The 16,876-nt window shown below is 65.5% G+C and carries 14 protein-coding genes and 1 tRNA gene; 11 read left to right on the top strand and 4 right to left on the bottom strand.

Annotated features, from left to right (window positions below):
* Positions 1–3: 3 nt before the first annotated feature.
* From hfq to ACZK0Z_RS14625, 10 genes are all read left to right on the top strand, one after another.
* A complete protein-coding gene (gene hfq, locus ACZK0Z_RS14670) occupies positions 4–279 on the top strand; it encodes an RNA chaperone Hfq (protein WP_004152891.1) in 276 nt (91 codons plus the stop codon).
* Positions 280–293: 14 nt separating this feature from the next.
* A complete protein-coding gene (gene hflX / locus ACZK0Z_RS14665) occupies positions 294–1,604 on the top strand; it encodes a ribosome rescue GTPase HflX (RefSeq protein WP_197632709.1) in 1,311 nt (436 codons plus the stop codon).
* Positions 1,605–1,707: 103 nt separating this feature from the next.
* On the top strand, positions 1,708–2,202 hold the full coding sequence (locus ACZK0Z_RS14660) for a CinA family protein (RefSeq protein ID WP_049428177.1): 495 nt from the start codon (positions 1,708–1,710) through the stop codon (positions 2,200–2,202).
* A 34-nt stretch (positions 2,203–2,236) separates the two neighbouring features.
* On the top strand, positions 2,237–3,919 hold the full coding sequence (gene ubiB, locus ACZK0Z_RS14655; protein WP_197632716.1) for a 2-polyprenylphenol 6-hydroxylase: 1,683 nt from the start codon (positions 2,237–2,239) through the stop codon (positions 3,917–3,919).
* Between the two features lie 186 nt (positions 3,920–4,105).
* The gene (gene lexA, locus ACZK0Z_RS14650) at positions 4,106–4,741 is read left to right on the top strand and encodes a transcriptional repressor LexA (RefSeq protein WP_049428130.1); all 636 of its coding nucleotides are present in this window, start codon (positions 4,106–4,108) and stop codon (positions 4,739–4,741) included.
* 204 nt (positions 4,742–4,945) lie between these two features.
* Entirely contained in the window at positions 4,946–5,983 is a 1,038-nt protein-coding gene (recA, locus tag ACZK0Z_RS14645; RefSeq protein ID WP_049428133.1) for a recombinase RecA, read from the top strand.
* 110 nt (positions 5,984–6,093) lie between these two features.
* The gene (gene recX, locus ACZK0Z_RS14640; protein WP_005409024.1) at positions 6,094–6,585 is read left to right on the top strand and encodes a recombination regulator RecX; all 492 of its coding nucleotides are present in this window, start codon (positions 6,094–6,096) and stop codon (positions 6,583–6,585) included.
* Between the two features lie 109 nt (positions 6,586–6,694).
* Complete coding sequence (alaS, locus tag ACZK0Z_RS14635) at positions 6,695–9,343, top strand: alanine--tRNA ligase (RefSeq protein WP_049428135.1); 2,649 nt, start codon at positions 6,695–6,697, stop codon at positions 9,341–9,343.
* A 147-nt stretch (positions 9,344–9,490) separates the two neighbouring features.
* Entirely contained in the window at positions 9,491–9,694 is a 204-nt protein-coding gene (gene csrA, locus ACZK0Z_RS14630) for a carbon storage regulator CsrA (protein WP_004152909.1), read from the top strand.
* Between the two features lie 78 nt (positions 9,695–9,772).
* A tRNA-Ser gene (locus ACZK0Z_RS14625) sits at positions 9,773–9,865 on the top strand.
* Positions 9,866–9,970: 105 nt separating this feature from the next.
* Here the strand turns inward: ACZK0Z_RS14625 and ACZK0Z_RS14620 are convergent.
* Complete coding sequence (locus ACZK0Z_RS14620) at positions 9,971–10,405, bottom strand: DUF4189 domain-containing protein (protein ID WP_197632708.1); 435 nt, start codon at positions 10,403–10,405, stop codon at positions 9,971–9,973.
* A 120-nt stretch (positions 10,406–10,525) separates the two neighbouring features.
* On the bottom strand, positions 10,526–12,856 hold the full coding sequence (locus tag ACZK0Z_RS14615) for a TonB-dependent receptor domain-containing protein (protein ID WP_197632707.1): 2,331 nt from the start codon (positions 12,854–12,856) through the stop codon (positions 10,526–10,528).
* A gap of 203 nt (positions 12,857–13,059) precedes the next feature.
* On the opposite strand from ACZK0Z_RS14615, the gene ACZK0Z_RS14610 reads away from it, so the two are divergent.
* On the top strand, positions 13,060–13,542 hold the full coding sequence (locus ACZK0Z_RS14610; RefSeq protein ID WP_049428141.1) for a hypothetical protein: 483 nt from the start codon (positions 13,060–13,062) through the stop codon (positions 13,540–13,542).
* A 51-nt stretch (positions 13,543–13,593) separates the two neighbouring features.
* Here ACZK0Z_RS14610 and aceE read toward each other — a convergent pair whose 3' ends face one another.
* Together aceE and ACZK0Z_RS14600 are read right to left on the bottom strand one after the other, a co-directional pair.
* On the bottom strand, positions 13,594–16,266 hold the full coding sequence (gene aceE, locus ACZK0Z_RS14605; RefSeq protein WP_197632706.1) for a pyruvate dehydrogenase (acetyl-transferring), homodimeric type: 2,673 nt from the start codon (positions 16,264–16,266) through the stop codon (positions 13,594–13,596).
* Between the two features lie 244 nt (positions 16,267–16,510).
* On the bottom strand, positions 16,511–16,810 hold the full coding sequence (locus ACZK0Z_RS14600; RefSeq protein WP_049428145.1) for a hypothetical protein: 300 nt from the start codon (positions 16,808–16,810) through the stop codon (positions 16,511–16,513).
* Positions 16,811–16,876: the final 66 nt, after the last annotated feature.

Raw genomic sequence — 16,876 nt, 5'->3', positions numbered from 1 at the left:
GCAATGTCCAAGGGGCAATCGCTGCAGGATCCTTTCTTGAACGCACTGCGGCGCGAACGCGTGCCGGTTTCGGTGTACCTGGTCAACGGCATCAAGCTGCAGGGCACGATCGAGTCGTTCGACCAGTTCGTGGTCCTGCTGCGCAACACGGTCAGTCAGATGGTCTACAAGCACGCCATTTCCACGGTCGTTCCGGCACGCAACGTGAAGGTCGGTCCGGGCGGTGGTTATGTGCAGTCGGGTGAAGGTGGTCAGGCAGGTGATGAAGCAGACGAGTAAGACCGGAGCGGTGAATGTTTGACCGCTCGAAAAAGGGCGAACACGCCCTGTTGATCCAGCCCCATTTCGGCAAGCTGGAAGACGATGTGCTGGAAGAATTCGGTGATCTGGCCCGCTCGGCTGGGGCCAGCATCGCCGCGACCATTACCGCACGCCTGGACCGTCCCAATCCGTCGACCCTGATCGGCAGCGGCAAGCTGGACGAGATCAAGGCAGCGGCCGACGCCAGCGGTGCCGACCTGATCCTGGTCAACCATGCCTTGAGCCCAGGCCAGGAGCGCAACCTGGAACGTTTCCTGGAGCGCCGGGTGATCGACCGTACCGGCCTGATCCTGGACATCTTCGCCCAGCGTGCGCACAGCCACGAAGGCAAGCTGCAGGTCGAGCTGGCGCAGCTGCGTCACCTGGCCACGCGGCTGGTGCGCGGCTGGACCCACCTGGAGCGCCAGCGTGGCGGTTCGATCGGCCTGCGCGGCCCGGGTGAAACCCAGCTGGAAACCGACCGCCGCCTGCTGCAGAAGCGGGTCGAGCAGCTGCAGAAGCGTCTGGAAAAGGTCGAAGTGCAGCGCACCCAGATGCGTCGTGCGCGCGTGCGCAGCGAGCTGCCGCGCGTGGCCCTGGTGGGCTATACCAACGCCGGCAAGTCGACCCTGTTCAATGCCATGACCGGCGCCGAGGCCTACGCCGCCGATCAGCTGTTCGCCACACTGGACCCGACCGTGCGCCGCATCGCGGTGCCCGGTGGCAACGTGGTGCTGGCCGACACCGTCGGTTTCGTCCGCGACCTGCCGCATGACCTGGTCGCCGCGTTCCGCTCGACGCTGTCGGAGGCACGCGAGGCCGATTTCCTGCTGCACGTGGTTGACGCCGCCGATCCGCACCGCGAGGAGCGCATCGCTCAGGTGGACGAAGTACTGACCGCCGTCGGTGCCGGTGACCTGCCGCAGCTGCTGGTGTTCAACAAGATCGACCGCATCGAGGGTGCCGACGTCCGCCACGACGGCCAGGATGGCATCCCGGACGAATCGCGCCGCGAGCGGGTGTGGATTTCCGCACGCGACGGGCAGGGCCTGGAGCTGCTGCAGGCGGTGCTGGGCAAGCGCCTGGGCCTGCAGCACGTCACCGGCGAACTGCGCCTGCCACCCGATGCCGGTCGCCTGCGCGCGCGGCTGCACCAGCTGGAAGTGATCCGCAGCGAACAGGCGGATGAAGAGGGCTGGCTGCTGCAGGTTGACCTGCCGGTCGCCGAAGCCGAAAAGCTGGCCGCCAGCGCCGACGGTGCACCGATCCGGTCGCTGCTCCCGGAGAAGCTGCCGGAGTGGTGAGATAGCGCCGGGCCATGCCCGGCGGCTGCCATTGCGGTGGTGCGCGACATGAGGCTGTCATCTGCGGTACAACGTGCAGGTTCTTCACCCCACCGTCATGCCGATGTCCATCCCCACCGACGCTGAACTCAATGCCCAGTCCGCCGCGCTCGGGCGGCGCCTGCAGCAGGCCTCGCTGCAGCTGGTGACCGCTGAAAGCTGCAGTGGTGGCTGGATTGCCAAGTGCATGACCGACATTGCCGGTTCCTCGGCGTTCTTCGACTGCGGCATGGTGGTCTACAGCTACGAAGCCAAGCAGCGCCTGCTCGGCGTGCGCGCGCAGACCCTGGAGCAGTTCGGTGCGGTCAGCCGCGAAACCGTGCTGGAAATGGTCTCCGGTGCGCTGGTCAATTCCGGTGCCGGCATCGCGGTGGCGGTGACCGGCATCGCCGGCCCCGGCGGTGGCAGCCCGGACAAGCCGGTGGGCAGTGTCTGGATCGGCTGGAAGCGCCGTGGCGGCTATGCCCGCGCCGAGCTGTTCCAGTTCGATGGCGACCGCGAAGCCATCCGCCGGCAAACCGTGGCGGCGGCATTGCGCGGCATCGACGCCCAGCTGTGACATGCTGCTCCGGTAATCGTCCGGAGCACGCATGATGTGGGAAACGCTGGGCACGGTCCGTGACCTGGGCCGACTGCAGGAAATTGCGGTTGTCCTGATCCGCTATGGCTTTGGTGACGTGGTGCGACGCATCGGCCTGGCCAGCACGCTGGAGCGGGCAGGGCGCCTGCTGCACTGGAACGAAGAGCGGCAGGAACTGCTGCGGATGACCGCGCCGGTGCGTGTGCGCAGTGCGATGCAGGATCTCGGTCCCACTTTCGTCAAGCTCGGGCAGGTGCTGGCGACGCGCGTTGACCTGCTGCCGCCGGAATGGATCGCTGAACTGTCCGAACTGCAGAACGCGGTGCCGGCGCTGCCGTACGCGGATATCCGCGAGCAGCTCGAAGCCGACCTTGGCGCCTCGCCGACGGAAGTGTTCGCCTTCCTCGATGAAACCCCGATGGCCGCCGCCTCGCTGGCGCAGGCCCACCGCGCGCGCCTGCATGACGGCCGCGAGGTGGTGCTGAAGGTGCGGCGCCCGGGTATCCGCGATGTGGTCGAGGCCGACCTGCGGCTGCTGGCCCGACTGGCCGAGATTGTCGAGGCGCGCCTGCCGGACCTGCGTCGTTACCGCCCGGCCGAGGTCGTGCAGCAGTTCACCGTGTCGCTGCGCCGCGAACTGGATTTCGCTGCCGAATGCCGCAATGCCGAGCGCATCGCGCGCAACTTCAACGGCCGTGACGACATCCTGATCCCCAGCGTGCACTGGCAGTGGACCTGCGAAAGCCTGAACGTCCAGGACTTCGTCGACGGCATTCCCGGGCGTGACCTGGCCGGTGTCGATGCGGCGGGCCTGGACCGGCGCGAACTGGCCCGGCGCGGCGCGGACATCGTGTTGAAGATGGTGCTCGAAGACGGCAGCTTCCATGCCGACCCGCACCCCGGCAACATCATCTACCTGCGTGACGGCCGCATCGGCGTGATCGATTTCGGCATGGTCGGCGCCTTGTCGGAAGTGCGCCGCTTCCAGGTCGCGCAGCTGCTGCACGGTCTGGTCGAGCAGGACCCGCAGGGCGTAGCCGACGTATTGCTGGACTGGGCCGGTGGCGTGGAAGTGGACGAGAACCGGCTGCAGCACGACATCAGCCAGTTCGTCGATCAGTACCGCGGCGTGCCGCTGAAGGACCTGCGCATCGGCCTGATGCTGGGTGACATCACCCAGCTGCTGCGCAGTTACAGCCTGACCCTGCCGGCCGACCTGGCGCTGATGATCAAGGCGTTCCTGACCCTGGAGGGCATGGGGCGCCAGCTGGATCCGGATTTCGACATGGCCAGTGCTGCGCGCCCGTTCCTGGAGCGGGTAGTGCTGCAGCGCTATGCGCCCAAGGCGCTGCTCAAGCGGGGCCGACGCAGCCTGCTGGGCCTGGTCGACTTCGCCGGTGAGCTGCCGCGCGACCTGCGCAAGCTGGTGCAGGCGGCGCGTCGCGGTCGTCTCCAGCTGAAGGTGGAAACCAGCGCGCTGCAGGGCTTCGGCGAACAGGTGAACCGCGCAGCGAACCGGCTGGTAATGGGCATCGTCACCGCCGCGTTGATCATCGGCTCCTCGATCGTGATGCACAGCGTCGGCGGTGTTTCCAGCCACTGGCTGCTGGCGCTGGGGGTCTGCGGCTTCATCGGCGCCGGCTTCTGCGGCGTGTGGATCCTGTTCTCTATATGGAGAAGCGGTAAACACACATGAGTGTGTTTACCGCGGAATCGCGCAGCGATTCCTGTAGAGCCGAGCCATGCTCGGCTGCTCTTGCCCAGGTCAGCCCAGCCCAGCCCAGCCATTCGCCACATTGCCGAGCACGGTTCGGCACTGCAGATGTCGCCGTGTCGTCTTCGGCACTTGCAGTCCCGCACGTTAGTAGTAATACTACTAACCATGGACCTGACCGACACCCAGCAGGCGATCCTGCAGTTGATCGCCGAGCGTATCGAGAGCGAAGGCGCACCGCCGTCGCAGACTGAAATCGCACGCGCGTTCGGCTTCAAGGGCGTGCGCGCGGCCCAGTACCACCTGGAAGCCCTGGAGCAGGCCGGTGCGATCCGTCGCATCCCAGGCCAGGCGCGCGGCATCCGCCTGGTGCAGGCACCGCCGGTCGAGAAGCTGGCCGAGCCAGATCTGCCCGACAGCGTGCTGCGCCTGCCGGTGCTCGGCCGGGTTGCGGCCGGCCTGCCGATCGGCGCCGATATCGGCTCGGACGATTTCGTGGTGTTGGACCGGGTCTTCTTCTCGCCAGCGCCGGACTACCTGCTGAAGGTGCAGGGCGATTCGATGATCGACGAGGGCATCTTCGACGGTGACCTGATCGGCGTGCACCGCACCCGCGACGCCCATTCCGGGCAGATCGTGGTGGCCCGCATCGATGACGAGATCACCGTCAAGCTGCTGAAGATCGCCAAGGATCGTATCCGCCTGCTGCCGCGCAACCCCGACTACAAGCCGATCGAGGTGCTGCCGGACCAGGACTTCTCGATCGAAGGCCTCTATTGCGGCCTGTTGCGACCCAACCGGTGACCCGTTCCATAGCGCATTACCCCGCGGTCTTTTGTGGCGATTCTCTGGTTCCACTGAGGTTGGTACGGATGTCCGATAATTCTTTTCAGAGCGCCGGGCAGAATCTCAGCCTGTGCGATACGTCCGACTTAAAGTGAGCCCATGGCAAAGAAGACCCCCAAAGACAGCACCTCCAACGACACGACCTCTGCAAGGACCCATCCGATGGACGAGAACAAGAAGCGCGCCCTCGCTGCAGCTCTGGGCCAGATCGAGAAGCAGTTCGGCAAGGGCTCGGTGATGCGCATGGGCGACCGTGTGGTCGAGCCCGTCGAAGCCATCCCGACCGGTTCGCTGATGCTCGACATCGCACTGGGCATTGGCGGGCTGCCGAAGGGCCGTGTCGTTGAGATCTACGGGCCGGAATCCTCGGGCAAGACCACGCTGACCCTGCAGGCGATCGCCGAATGCCAGAAGCTGGGCGGCACCGCGGCCTTCATCGACGCCGAGCACGCGCTGGACCCGATCTACGCCGCCAAGCTGGGCGTGAACGTGGACGACCTGCTGCTGTCGCAGCCGGATACCGGTGAGCAGGCGCTGGAAATCGCCGACATGCTGGTCCGTTCGGGTTCGGTCGACATCCTGGTGATCGACTCGGTCGCCGCGCTGACCCCGAAGGCCGAAATCGAAGGCGAGATGGGCGACCAGCTGCCGGGCCTGCAGGCCCGCCTGATGAGCCAGGCGCTGCGCAAGCTGACCGGCAACATCAAGCGCTCCAACACCCTGGTGATCTTCATCAACCAGCTGCGCATGAAGATCGGTGTGATGATGCCGGGCCAGAGCCCGGAAACCACCACCGGTGGCAACGCGCTGAAGTTCTACGCCTCGGTCCGCCTGGACATCCGCCGCATCGGCGCGATCAAGAAGGGCGACGAGATCATCGGCAACCAGACCAAGATCAAGGTCGTCAAGAACAAGCTGGCACCGCCGTTCAAGCAGGTCATCACCGAGATCCTGTATGGCGAGGGCATCAGCCGCGAAGGCGAACTGATCGACATGGGCGTGGATGCCAAGCTGGTCGAGAAGGCCGGTGCCTGGTACAGCTACGGTGAAGAACGCATCGGCCAGGGCAAGGACAACGCCCGCGGCTACCTGCGCGACAACCCGACTGTCGCCGCCAAGCTCGAGGCCGAGCTGCGCGAGAAGTTCCAGCCGGCCGAAGCGGCCCGCGAGGAAGGCGACGACGAAGGCGACGACGAGTAAGGCTTGCTGTGGGGCAGGGCGGCGCCGTCAGTGACGTCGCCCTGTCCCGCAGGTTCGAATCGCCCAGGGATGGGCTGGGCGCCACGGATGGCGCCACCCTTGGAGTACCCATGTCCGACGCCGAAGACATTCCGACCGGCCGCAAGCGCCGGCCGCGTGAGCAGACCCCCGTGCAACGGGCGCTGGGCCTGCTGGTCCGCCGCGAGCACTCGCGCAAGGAACTCACCCGCAAGCTGACCGCCCGTGGCATCGAAGACGAGGCCGCGCAGGCCGCTGTCGCCAAGCTGACCGAGGCCGGCTGGCAGGACGACACCCGTTTCGCCGAGAACCTGGTGCGGATGCGCGCCAACACCGGCTATGGGCCGATCCATGTCCGTGCCGAACTCGGCACCCACGGCCTGGACAGTGCCGCCATTGCCGCGGCGATGGACAGCTACGAAGGCGACTGGCAGGAAAACGCCCGTGACCTGGTCCGCCGGCGCTTCGGCGAGGCCGGCCCGCAGGATCTGACGCAGCGGCGCAAGGCGGCCGATCTGCTGGCCCGACGCGGCTTCGACGGCGACAGCATCCGCCGTGCGACCCGCTACGACCCGGATGACTGAGACTGGCGGCGCCGGGCCTGATACCCTTTAGGTTTTCGGCGGTCCCTCGCGACTCTGGCCAACGCGGCTGGTGGTCCGGGCCCGCCGGCCCGCAGACTGCCAGCCCCCAATGAACGCATCCGCCAAATTCACGACTTCCCAGATCCGCAGCGACTTCCTTGAATTCTTCAAGGGCAAAGGCCACACCATCGTGCCGTCGGCGCCGCTGGTGCCGGGCAATGATCCGACCCTGCTGTTCACCAACTCCGGCATGGTGCAGTTCAAGGACGTGTTCCTTGGCGCGGAGAAGCGCAGCTACGTGCGTGCAGCCGACGTCCAGCGCTGCCTGCGCGCGGGCGGCAAGCACAACGACCTCGACCAGGTCGGCTACACCGCGCGCCATCACACCTTCTTCGAAATGCTGGGTAACTGGTCCTTCGGCGACTACTTCAAGAAGGATGCGATCGCCTGGGCCTGGGAACTGCTGACCCAGGTCTGGAAGCTGCCGGCCGAGCGCCTGCTGGTCACCGTGTACCAGACCGACGACGAAGCCTACGAACTGTGGCGCGACATGGTCGGCATTCCGGAAGCGCGCATCGTGCGCATCGGCGACAACAAGGGTGCACCGTTCGCCTCGGACAACTTCTGGCAGATGGCTGACACCGGCCCCTGTGGCCCGTGCACCGAGATCTTCTACGACCACGGCGACCATATCGCCGGTGGCCCCCCGGGTTCTCCGGATGAAGACGGTGACCGCTTCATCGAGATCTGGAACCTGGTGTTCATGCAGTTCGACCGCCAGCCCGACGGCACCCTGGTGCCGCTGCCGGCGCCGTGCGTGGATACCGGCATGGGCCTGGAGCGCCTGGCGGCGATCCTGCAGCACGTGCATACCAACTACGAGATCGACCTGTTCCAGGCGCTGATCCGCAAGGCCTCGGAGCTGACCGGCACCGCCGACCTGGAGAACAAGTCGCTGCGCGTGATCGCCGATCACATCCGCGCCTGCTCGTTCCTGATCGTCGATGGCGTGCTGCCGTCCAACGAAGGCCGTGGTTACGTGCTGCGCCGTATCATCCGCCGCGCCCTGCGCCACGGCTGGATGCTGGGCGTGCGCCAGCCGTTCTTCAGCAAGCTGGTGCCGACCCTGGTCGAGCAGATGGGCGAGGCCTATCCGGAACTGCCGGCAGCGGTGGACACCGTCACCCGTGCGCTGCAGGCCGAGGAAGAGCGTTTCGCTGAAACCCTCGATGCTGGCATGAAGATCTTCGAAGACGTCGCGGGCAAGGCCAGCAATGGCGTGATCCCGGGCGTTGACGCCTTCCGCCTGTACGACACCTATGGCTTCCCGCTCGACCTGACCCAGGACATCGCCCGCGAGCGTGACCTGACCGTCGACATCGCCGGCTTCGATGCTGCGATGGAGCAGCAGCGCGAAACCGCACGTGCGGCCGGCAAGTTCGGCGGCGGCGTGACCCTGCCGGCCGAGCTGGTGGCGACCCTCAGCCCGACCCGGTTCCTGGGCTACGACCGCCTGCAGGCCGATGGCCTGACCGTGCTGGCCGTGCTGAAGGACGGTCGTCCGGTGCAGTCGGCCGATGCCGGTGACGCCGTCATCGTGATCACTGACCAGACCCCGTTCTACGCCGAATCCGGTGGTCAGGTCGGCGACACCGGCGTGCTGACCGGCAACGGCGTGCGCCTCGCGGTGGACGATACCCAGAAGTTCGCCGGCCAGTTCCATGGCCACGTCGGCACCCTGTCCGAAGGTGGCCTGAAGGTTGGCGACGTCCTGTCCGGCCAGGTCGATGGCGAGCGCCGTGGCGCCACCATCCTCAACCACTCGGCCACCCATCTGCTGCACGCCGCCCTGCGCGAAGTGCTGGGCACCCACGTGCAGCAGAAGGGCTCGCTGGTCGCACCGGACCGCCTGCGTTTCGACTTCTCGCACTTCCAGCCGATCAGCGCGGAAGAGCTTGCCGTGATCGAGCGCAAGGTCAACCAGCAGGTGCGCGCCAACAACGCCGCCGAAGTGCACAACATGGGCATGCAGGAAGCGCTGGACTTCGGTGCGATGGCGCTGTTCGGCGAGAAGTACGGCGAGCACGTGCGCGTGCTGAAGATGGGTGACTACTCCACCGAGCTGTGCGGCGGCACCCACGTCAACCGTACCGGCGACATCGGCCTGTTCAAGATCACCTCCGAGGGTGGTGTCTCCGCCGGCGTGCGCCGCATCGAGGCCGTTACCGGCCAGGGCGCCCTGGATTACGTGGACGCCGAAGAGGCCCGGCTGGCCGAGGCCGCTGAACTGCTCGGCGGCAGCGCTACCGACGTGGTCGAGAAGATCCGTGCCCTTGGCCAGCGCCAGAAGCAGCTGGAGCGCGAACTGGATGCCGTGAAGGCCAAGGTCGCCGCAGGTGCCACGGCCGACCTGTCCGGCCAGGCCGTCGAGGTTGCCGGCGTGAAGGTGCTGGCGGCCCGCCTGGAGGGCTTCGATGCCAAGGCCCTGCGTGACGCCATGGACCGTCTCAAGCAGCAGCTGGGCGATGCGGTGATCGTGCTGGCCGGCGCCCAGGACGGCAAGGCCGCCTTGGTCGCGGGTGTGAACGGCAGCGCAATGGGCAAGGTCAAGGCCGGGGAACTGTTGTCCCATATCGCCAGTCAGATCGGGGGCAAGGGCGGCGGACGCCCGGACCTCGCCCAGGGTGGTGGCGAGGACGGGCCCGCCCTTGCCACTGCGCTGGCTGCGGTCGTCGAATGGGTCAGCCCCCGCCTGTGATGAACCTGGCCGTCCCCCTCCTTGTAGGAGCGGGACGGCTGACGGTACCATTGCGAATCTTTTCCCTTTGTCGTGGTAGCGCTTCTTGACGGAGCGTCAAGCCGGTGGGGGATACCCTTCCACACGGTTCCATGGAGACTTACAAAAATGTTGATCCTGACTCGCCGCGTCGGCGAAACCCTGATGATCGGTGACTCGGTGAGCGTCACCGTGCTTGGCGTCAAGGGTAACCAGGTGCGTATCGGCATCACCGCGCCGAAGGACGTCGCTGTGCATCGCGAAGAGATCTATCAGCGCATCCAGCGCGGTGACGAAGCCGGTGGCACCGGTAGCGAAAATTCTGCCGAATAACGCTTTACCTTCGCACTCGATTAACGTTATGATTCACGCCCCGCTGAGGTGCAACGCACCAGACGCGGAGAAAACCCCGGAGTGATGCCCGAGTGGCCGAAGGGGCTCCCCTGCTAAGGGAGTATAGGGTCAAAAGCTCTATCGAGGGTTCGAATCCCTCTCACTCCGCCAGATACAAAGAAGCGCCTGCAGATCTTCGATCTGCAGGCGTTTTTCTTTGCCTGAGGCTCGAATGGACAGGTCAGTGCCGAGCCGTGTCTGCCTGGTCCACCGTGCTCATCGCAGGCGCCGGTCGGGAGTGGCCGCGGGCACCGAAACAGGTGCGCCTGGGTGGACCGGCGGTTCAAGCTCATCGGATGGCGCTTCCCTCCACAGCAGGGCAAGCACGCAATCGTTGGCACGCTCCCTGCACATTCTCTCTGCCTTCTTCTGCGCAGCATCCGGCGTCTTCTCTGCCAGTGCAAAGCCCAGCGCAATCGTGCCTGTGGCGATGGCCGAATAGCCTTCTTTGGCCGTGCTGGCGGATTGACCACAATTGCGTGATCGCGCTGCGCAGTAGTGCAGCGACTGCTGCATCGCGGTGGTCAAGGAACGTTGGTTCATCGAGTAGCCGTAGCGACCGTCCTTGTCGTAGGTGATCGCCGATGCGGCACCGGCGCCGGATGCAATGTTCAACAGCACCCCGAGGGAAATCGCTTGTTTCCAGTTCATCACCTTCTCCATTTTCGCCGATGGTGGATCAATCGCGGCCCGGGAGGCAATCACGCAGTCCGTGACCCAGGACGCCCACAGGTGGCTCACCTGCAGGCTTGCCTTTCTCCGGCCTCTGCCTCAGAGCCTCACCGTCACCCCCACCTGAAACCCACGCCCCGGCAACGGCGCGATGTACTTCAACGGTGAGTTGTGCGGCCGTGCTTCTTCATTAAGCAGGTTGCTGCCATTGACGAACACTTCCATGCCGGCGATGTAGCTGTTGCGCACCGGCAGCTCACGACTGACCTGCAGGTCGACCAGGTTGAAGGCATCCAGCGGTACTTCCTCGCTGACGTTGCGGCCGAGGTACTTCTGCGTGTCGTAATAGGTGCTGGACAGCTGCGCCTTCCAGCCTTCGCGCTGCCACTGCAGGTTGGCACCGTAGCGGTTGGTCGGCATGTTCGGCAGGTACTCGCCGTCATTGTGGGCACGCAACGAATCGGGGTGATCGGCCTTGTTCTTCACCAGGTCGGCGAAGGCGGAGACGTTCAACGTGCCGTAGCGGCCCAGGTCCAATGCCTGCGAGGCATCGATCTCGAAGCCCTTTACCGTGGTATCGGTCTGTTTCCAGTATTTCAGCGGCAGGCGGTTGGCCATCTGCGCGCCGGAATGGCCGAGGTAAAGATAGTTCTCGTAGCGCATCCGGTAGGCGGTGCCTGACAGTTCGAAACCGCCGAGGTGGAACAGGCCGGTCAGCTCCAGATTCTTCGCGCGCTCCGGTTCGAGATTCTGGTTGCCTTCTTCCTGGGTCATCACCGAGTAGTGCGCGTTGCTGGCGTACAGCTCGTTGATTTCCGGTGCGCGCTGCGAGGATGAGTAGCGCACTTTGGCGGCGAACAACGGACCGAGCTCGACATACGAACCCAGGCTGTAGCTGTTGAGCCGGTAGGAACGATCCTGCAGTTTCGTGTTGGCAGCATTGCGCGCGGTCTTGAAGCGGCTCGGCTGCAGTTCGTGATCGACACGCTCGTGGCGCACGCCAGCGTCGAAACTGGCCCAGCCGAAGTCCAGCGTTTCCTTCAGGAACACCGCGTTGCTGCGGGAGTCCACATCAGGCAGATAGCGTAGCGAGCCACTACCTGTCACGTCACGCGACTGGTGGCTGAAACCGAGCAGGCCGCTGAGCGGTCCGATCCGCTGGTGGCTGAGCAGCAGTTCGGCCTGGGTACCCTCGAAATCGTAGTCGTTGGCCCTGGAAGCACCCAGCCGTTCGCCCGAGGTGTTGTCCAGCCTGGAGACACGCAGTTCGGCACGCTCCAGCCCCGGCAGCGGATCGCGCAGCAGTGCTTCCAGCGCGTAGCGCTCCTGCTTGATCACCACGCCCACCGGCAGCCCGTCGGCATAGTTGGAACCGAATGACAGGTTCTGCATCGAGAACCCTGGCACGCCGTATTCGCTGTCCTTGGCATCGATGCTGATGCCCACATAGCCACGATCGAAGAACAGCGTGGAGCCGAGCGCCACCTGCGAGTTGCGCGCGTAGCTGTTGCCCAGCCGGCGATGGTAGTCGGGCGTCACATCGTTGTTGATCTGCTTCTGCACGTATGAGGGCGTGCCTGCGACATAGGCAGGATTGACCGGATTGATGTAGGTGCGGCGCTGCCAGACCGAAGTCGGGTTGTTGGTGTAGAACGAGAAATCACCGTCGGCCCAGTCCGGGTTCTCGGTCATGAACTGGTCGATGTACGGCTGCGAGGCCTTGTTGTAGATCTGCTGCACGCGCGCTTCCTTCTGGCAGCTGTCGGCCAGCGCAGAGTTCACACCACCGGTCGGCGGGAACAGACGCGTATTGCAGACACTGGCCTTGCTGTTGCCAGGGATGTCGTAGTGCGAGATGCGCTGCCGAGAGACCTGCAGGTTGGTCGAGACGTTGTGCTGGTTGTTGAAGTTCATGCGGAAGCCCTGCGCGTCGGCGGCATTGAAGCCCTTGCGCAGGACCAGTTCCATCGACTGGTCCCTGTCTTCCATGCTGCGCGAGATCAGGCCGGAGTCGATCTCCACGCTGCCGCCGATCGCGTTGCCACCGTAGCGCACGGTATCGGACGACTTGTTGACGGTGACGCTGCGCACGAACAGCGGGTCGAACGGAATGTTGATATCGGCGCTGATCGCGTTCATGCCAAGGATGGACTGGCCGTCCTGCAGGATCTGCACGCGGTTGCCGCTGAGGCTGCGGATGACCGGCGCGCCGGCGTTCGGGCCGAAGGCGCTGCTCTGCACGCCGGAGACGTGCTCCAGCAGGTTGCCCAGGGTGCGGTTCTGCGCCTGCGGGTTGTCGACGGTGACCCGGCTGTCGATGCGCGAGGACTGGGAGGCCTCGACCCGGAGGGTGGGAAGGGTGGGTTCGTCCGCGGCATGGGCGGACTGGACGGCGAACAGAATGGCTGCAGCAAGGAGATGACGACGCATGACACGATCCGTGAAAATGACGTGAAATGTTATAACGTAACTATTTGACGTGACAAGTTGCAGACGCGCCTGCTGCAAGCGTCTTGGCAGGATGCCCCTGTTCATCTGAATGGCTTGCCTGGCGCCTTGGCAGCGCGCACGATCCGGGTCACTGCGTAGCGCAATACTCCCGCAGCCCCTTCTTCACTCGAACGGAGCAACGTATGAAGCTGCTGTCCGCTGTGTTGTTGTCTGCGCTTTCGCTGCCGGCCGCCCCGGCGTTCGCGATGGAGGCACCGCCCTCACCGCTGCTGGGACGCTGGTCGCTGGACATTGCCACCTCGGCGCTGCCCGAGGCGCAGCGCCCGAAACAGGTGGTGCTGGAATTCAAGGATGCCGGTGGTGGACGCTGGAGTTCGCACGTGGACATCGTCCTGCACGACGGCAAGACCATGAAGTCCGATGGCACACTGTCCCTCGACGGCACGCCGGGGCCTTTGTCCGGCACCTACGGCGCGGACAAGGCCAACCTGAAACTGCCGGCGCCGAACACGCTGGTCATGCAGCTGGTGGACCATGGCACGCCCGCGTCCACCCGCATCTATACCGTGGCCGCCGACCGCACGACGATGACTGAGACCAAAGCGTTCTACGGCCACGACGGTACGCCGATCCTGCAGACCAATCTGTTCAAGCGGGTGCCTTAGCGCTGCTGCATTCACCACGCCCGTACCTCGGGCGTGGCGAATGCAGCCGTCTTACACCGCAGCCGGATCGCGCTTGCCGGTGTCGATGCCGTACCTGTCGATGGCCTCCTGCATCCGCGAGCGCTCGATGCGGCCTTCGTCGGCCAGTGACTTCAATGCCGCCAGCACGATGAAGTGGCGATCGACTTCGAAGAACGTGCGCAGCGATTCACGCGTGTCGGAACGGCCGAAGCCATCGGTGCCCAGTGCGGTGAAGCGGCGGTCGTTGATGAAGGGACGGATCTGGTCGCCGACGATCTTCATGTAGTCGGTGGCTACCACCACCGGGCCGTCGTGGCCCTGCAGGCACTGCTGCACGTAGGGCACGTGCGGTTCTTCGGCCGGATGCAGCAGGTTCCAGCGTTCGGCGGCCAGCCCATCGCGGCGCAGTTCGGTCAGGCTGGTGGCGCTCCAGACGTCGCTGGCGATGCCGAAGTCCTGCAGCAGCAGTTCTGCCGCCGCTTCCACTTCGCGCAGGATCGAGCCGCTGCCCATCAGCTGCACGCGTGGCTGTGGGGCGGCATCGGCGGCCGCCGGATGCAGCAGGTACAGGCCCTTCAGGATGCCAGCCTCGACGCCTTCGGGCAGGGCCGGCTGCGGGTAGTTCTCGTTGAGTACGGTGATGTAGTAGTAGATGTCTTCCTGCTCGACATACATGCGGCGCAGGCCGTCGTGGATGATCACCGCCAGTTCGTAGTTGTAGGTCGGGTCGTAGGACACGCAGCTGGGAATCACCGATGACAGCACGTGGCTGTGGCCGTCATCGTGCTGCAGGCCTTCGCCCATCAGCGTGGTGCGGCCCGACGTGGCACCGAGCAGGAAGCCGCGCGTACGTGCATCGGCTGCAGCCCAGGCGAGGTCGCCAACGCGCTGCAGGCCGAACATCGAATAGAAGATATAGAACGGAATCGTGGCCAGGCCGTGGTTGCTGTAGGCAGTGCCGGCGGCGATCCACGAACAGATCGCACCGGATTCATTGATGCCTTCCTGCAGGATCTGGCCGTCCTTGGCCTCCTTGTAGTAGCTCAGCTGGCCGGCATCCTGCGGGGTGTACAGCTGGCCGAGGTAGGAGTGGATGCCGATCTGGCGGAACAGGCCCTCCATGCCGAAGGTGCGCGATTCATCGGGCACGATCGGAATCACCAGCTTGCCCAGGTCCGGGTCCTTCAGCAGGCTGGTGAGGATGCGCACGAAGCCCATGGTGGTGGACTGGCCGCGATCGCCACTGCCCTGCAGCTGGGTGTTGAAGATCGACAGTGGTGGCAGCGGCAGCGGATCGACCTTGGCCAGGCGCGATGGCAGCTGGCCACCTTGGACGCGGCGGCGTTCGGCGAAGTAGGCTGCCTCGGCGCTGCCGGGTTCGGGGCGCAGGTAGGGCATTTCTTCCAGCTGGTCGTCGCTGACCGGCAGGTTGAAGCGGTCACGGAAGGCGCGCACCGCGTCGGCGCTCATCTTCTTCAGTTGATGGTTGATGTTCTGGCCTTCACCGGCCTCGCCCATGCCGAAACCCTTGACCGTCTTGGCCAGGATCACCGTCGGCCGGCCGCTGGTGTTCGCCGCCTGCTGGTAGGCAGCGAACACCTTCTGCGGGTCGTGGCCACCACGCGCCAGCGCCCAGATATCGTCGTCGCTCATGTGCGCGACCCGCTCCAGAAGCTCGGGATAGCGGCCGAAGAAGTGTTCGCGCACGTAGGCGCCGCTCTGCGACTTGAAGGTCTGGTAGTCGCCATCCACGCATTCCATCATGCGCTGGCGCAGCAGGCCGTTGTGGTCGCGGGCCAGCAGGTCGTCCCAGCCGCTGCCCCAGATCAGCTTTATCACGTTCCAGCCAGCAGCGCGGAAGGTGCCCTCCAGTTCCTGGATCACCTTGGCGTTGCCGCGTACCGGCACGTCCAGGCGCTGCAGGTTGCAGTTGACCACGAACACGAGGTTGTCCAGCCGCTCGCGGCCGGCCAGCGAGATCGCCGCCAGCGATTCAGGCTGGTCCATCTCGCCATCGCCGAGGAAGGCCCAGACCTTGCGTCCCTGGTGTGCTTTCAGGCCGCGGTATTCCAGGTAACGCATGTAGCGCGCCTGATAGGCCGCGGTCAGCGGGCCCAGCCCCATCGACACGGTGGGGAACTGCCAGAACTCCGGCATCAGGCGCGGGTGTGGATACGAGGACAGGCCTTCGCGGCCGGCTTCGCGGCGGAAGTTGTCCATCCGTGCCGGATCGATGCGGCCCTCCACATACGCGCGGCCGTAGATGCCCGGCGCGGAGTGGCCCTGGATGTAGATCATGTCGCCGTCGAAGGTGTCGGTGCGGCCACGAAAGAAGTGATCGAAGCCGACGTCGTACAGCACCGCCGCCGACTGGTAGGTGGCGATGTGGCCACCGACGTTGGAGTGCTTGCCGGCGCGCAGCACCATCACCATCGCGTTCCAGCGGATCATCGCGTTCAGGCGGCGTTCGATGGCCAGGTCGCCCGGGTAGGCCGGCTGGCGCTCGGGCGGGATGGTGTTGACGTAGGCGGTCCAGACACGGGTATGCAGGTCGCCGTGCTGCTGGGCGTCCAGATCGCTCAGCTGGTCGATCAGATAGTGCGCGCGCGGCCGGCCGCCCGCCTGCATCACCGCCTCCAGCGATTCACGCCACTCCTGGGTTTCCAGTGGATCGGTATCGAAGGGAATGAGGGCTTGGTTCATGGCTGTCTCCAGAGGGCGCCGGTCGGACGTCTGCCTGGGCGACAACACCGGCAGGGCGCACAGCACTGGAGCGGGGTCGCAACGGCAGGGCCGTGACGCGAAGGGCGGCCGTGGCGGCCACCGAGGAGACAAGCGTAGGCCGGCCCCCCCGGCTTCGATAGGCGGGCCCGGCTTGGGTCTCTGGCAAGCAAGGGTTGGCGCCGCGCGCCGTATCATGGGCCGATGCGCTGGGCGCGGGCGCTGATCAGGCCGGGGACAGCCCAGGCAGGAACACCGGGATGACCGCCACGCCGATGCCGAGCAGGCACCAGGCGACGATGGGCAGCCAGCGCGCCAGGCGTTGGGCGGGTTCCGGTGTGCGACGGCCGCCGATCCACAGCAGCAGCGTGAGCACGCCCAGTGCATAGGCGAGGGCGACGATCACCGGATGCACGTGGATGACCCGGCTGGGCGGCCACATCTGCTGCTGGTAGGCGGTGGTGTGGGCGACCAGCAGCAGGAACAGCAGGCTGCTGAGGGTGTTGATGGCGGTGCGTGCGTTCATTGCGGGGCACTCCTTGTGCCGGCTGCCGGGACATTGCAGGGGCGGCATTCTAGCGGCTGCCTGCCG

The organism is Stenotrophomonas sp. 116085_Sma, from assembly GCF_056479585.1.
Note: the sequence above shows the minus strand (reverse complement) of the source record. Positions and strands in the feature narration are given on the sequence as shown.

Bases quoted from the DNA above. Each gene is read 5' to 3' on its own strand.
- alaS (WP_049428135.1), top strand. From the start codon at position 6,695: ATGAACGCATCCGCCAAATTCACGACTTCCCAGATCCGCAGCGACTTC.
- ACZK0Z_RS14600 (WP_049428145.1), bottom strand. From the start codon at position 16,810: ATGAACGCACGCACCGCCATCAACACCCTCAGCAGCCTGCTGTTCCTG.
- lexA (WP_049428130.1), top strand. From the start codon at position 4,106: ATGGACCTGACCGACACCCAGCAGGCGATCCTGCAGTTGATCGCCGAG.
- ACZK0Z_RS14615 (WP_197632707.1), bottom strand. From the start codon at position 12,856: ATGCGTCGTCATCTCCTTGCTGCAGCCATTCTGTTCGCCGTCCAGTCC.
- hfq (WP_004152891.1), top strand. From the start codon at position 4: ATGTCCAAGGGGCAATCGCTGCAGGATCCTTTCTTGAACGCACTGCGG.
- ACZK0Z_RS14610 (WP_049428141.1), top strand. From the start codon at position 13,060: ATGAAGCTGCTGTCCGCTGTGTTGTTGTCTGCGCTTTCGCTGCCGGCC.
- hflX (WP_197632709.1), top strand. From the start codon at position 294: ATGTTTGACCGCTCGAAAAAGGGCGAACACGCCCTGTTGATCCAGCCC.
- recA (WP_049428133.1), top strand. From the start codon at position 4,946: ATGGACGAGAACAAGAAGCGCGCCCTCGCTGCAGCTCTGGGCCAGATC.
- ACZK0Z_RS14660 (WP_049428177.1), top strand. From the start codon at position 1,708: ATGTCCATCCCCACCGACGCTGAACTCAATGCCCAGTCCGCCGCGCTC.
- recX (WP_005409024.1), top strand. From the start codon at position 6,094: ATGTCCGACGCCGAAGACATTCCGACCGGCCGCAAGCGCCGGCCGCGT.
- aceE (WP_197632706.1), bottom strand. From the start codon at position 16,266: ATGAACCAAGCCCTCATTCCCTTCGATACCGATCCACTGGAAACCCAG.
- ubiB (WP_197632716.1), top strand. From the start codon at position 2,237: ATGTGGGAAACGCTGGGCACGGTCCGTGACCTGGGCCGACTGCAGGAA.
- ACZK0Z_RS14620 (WP_197632708.1), bottom strand. From the start codon at position 10,405: ATGAACTGGAAACAAGCGATTTCCCTCGGGGTGCTGTTGAACATTGCA.
- csrA (WP_004152909.1), top strand. From the start codon at position 9,491: ATGTTGATCCTGACTCGCCGCGTCGGCGAAACCCTGATGATCGGTGAC.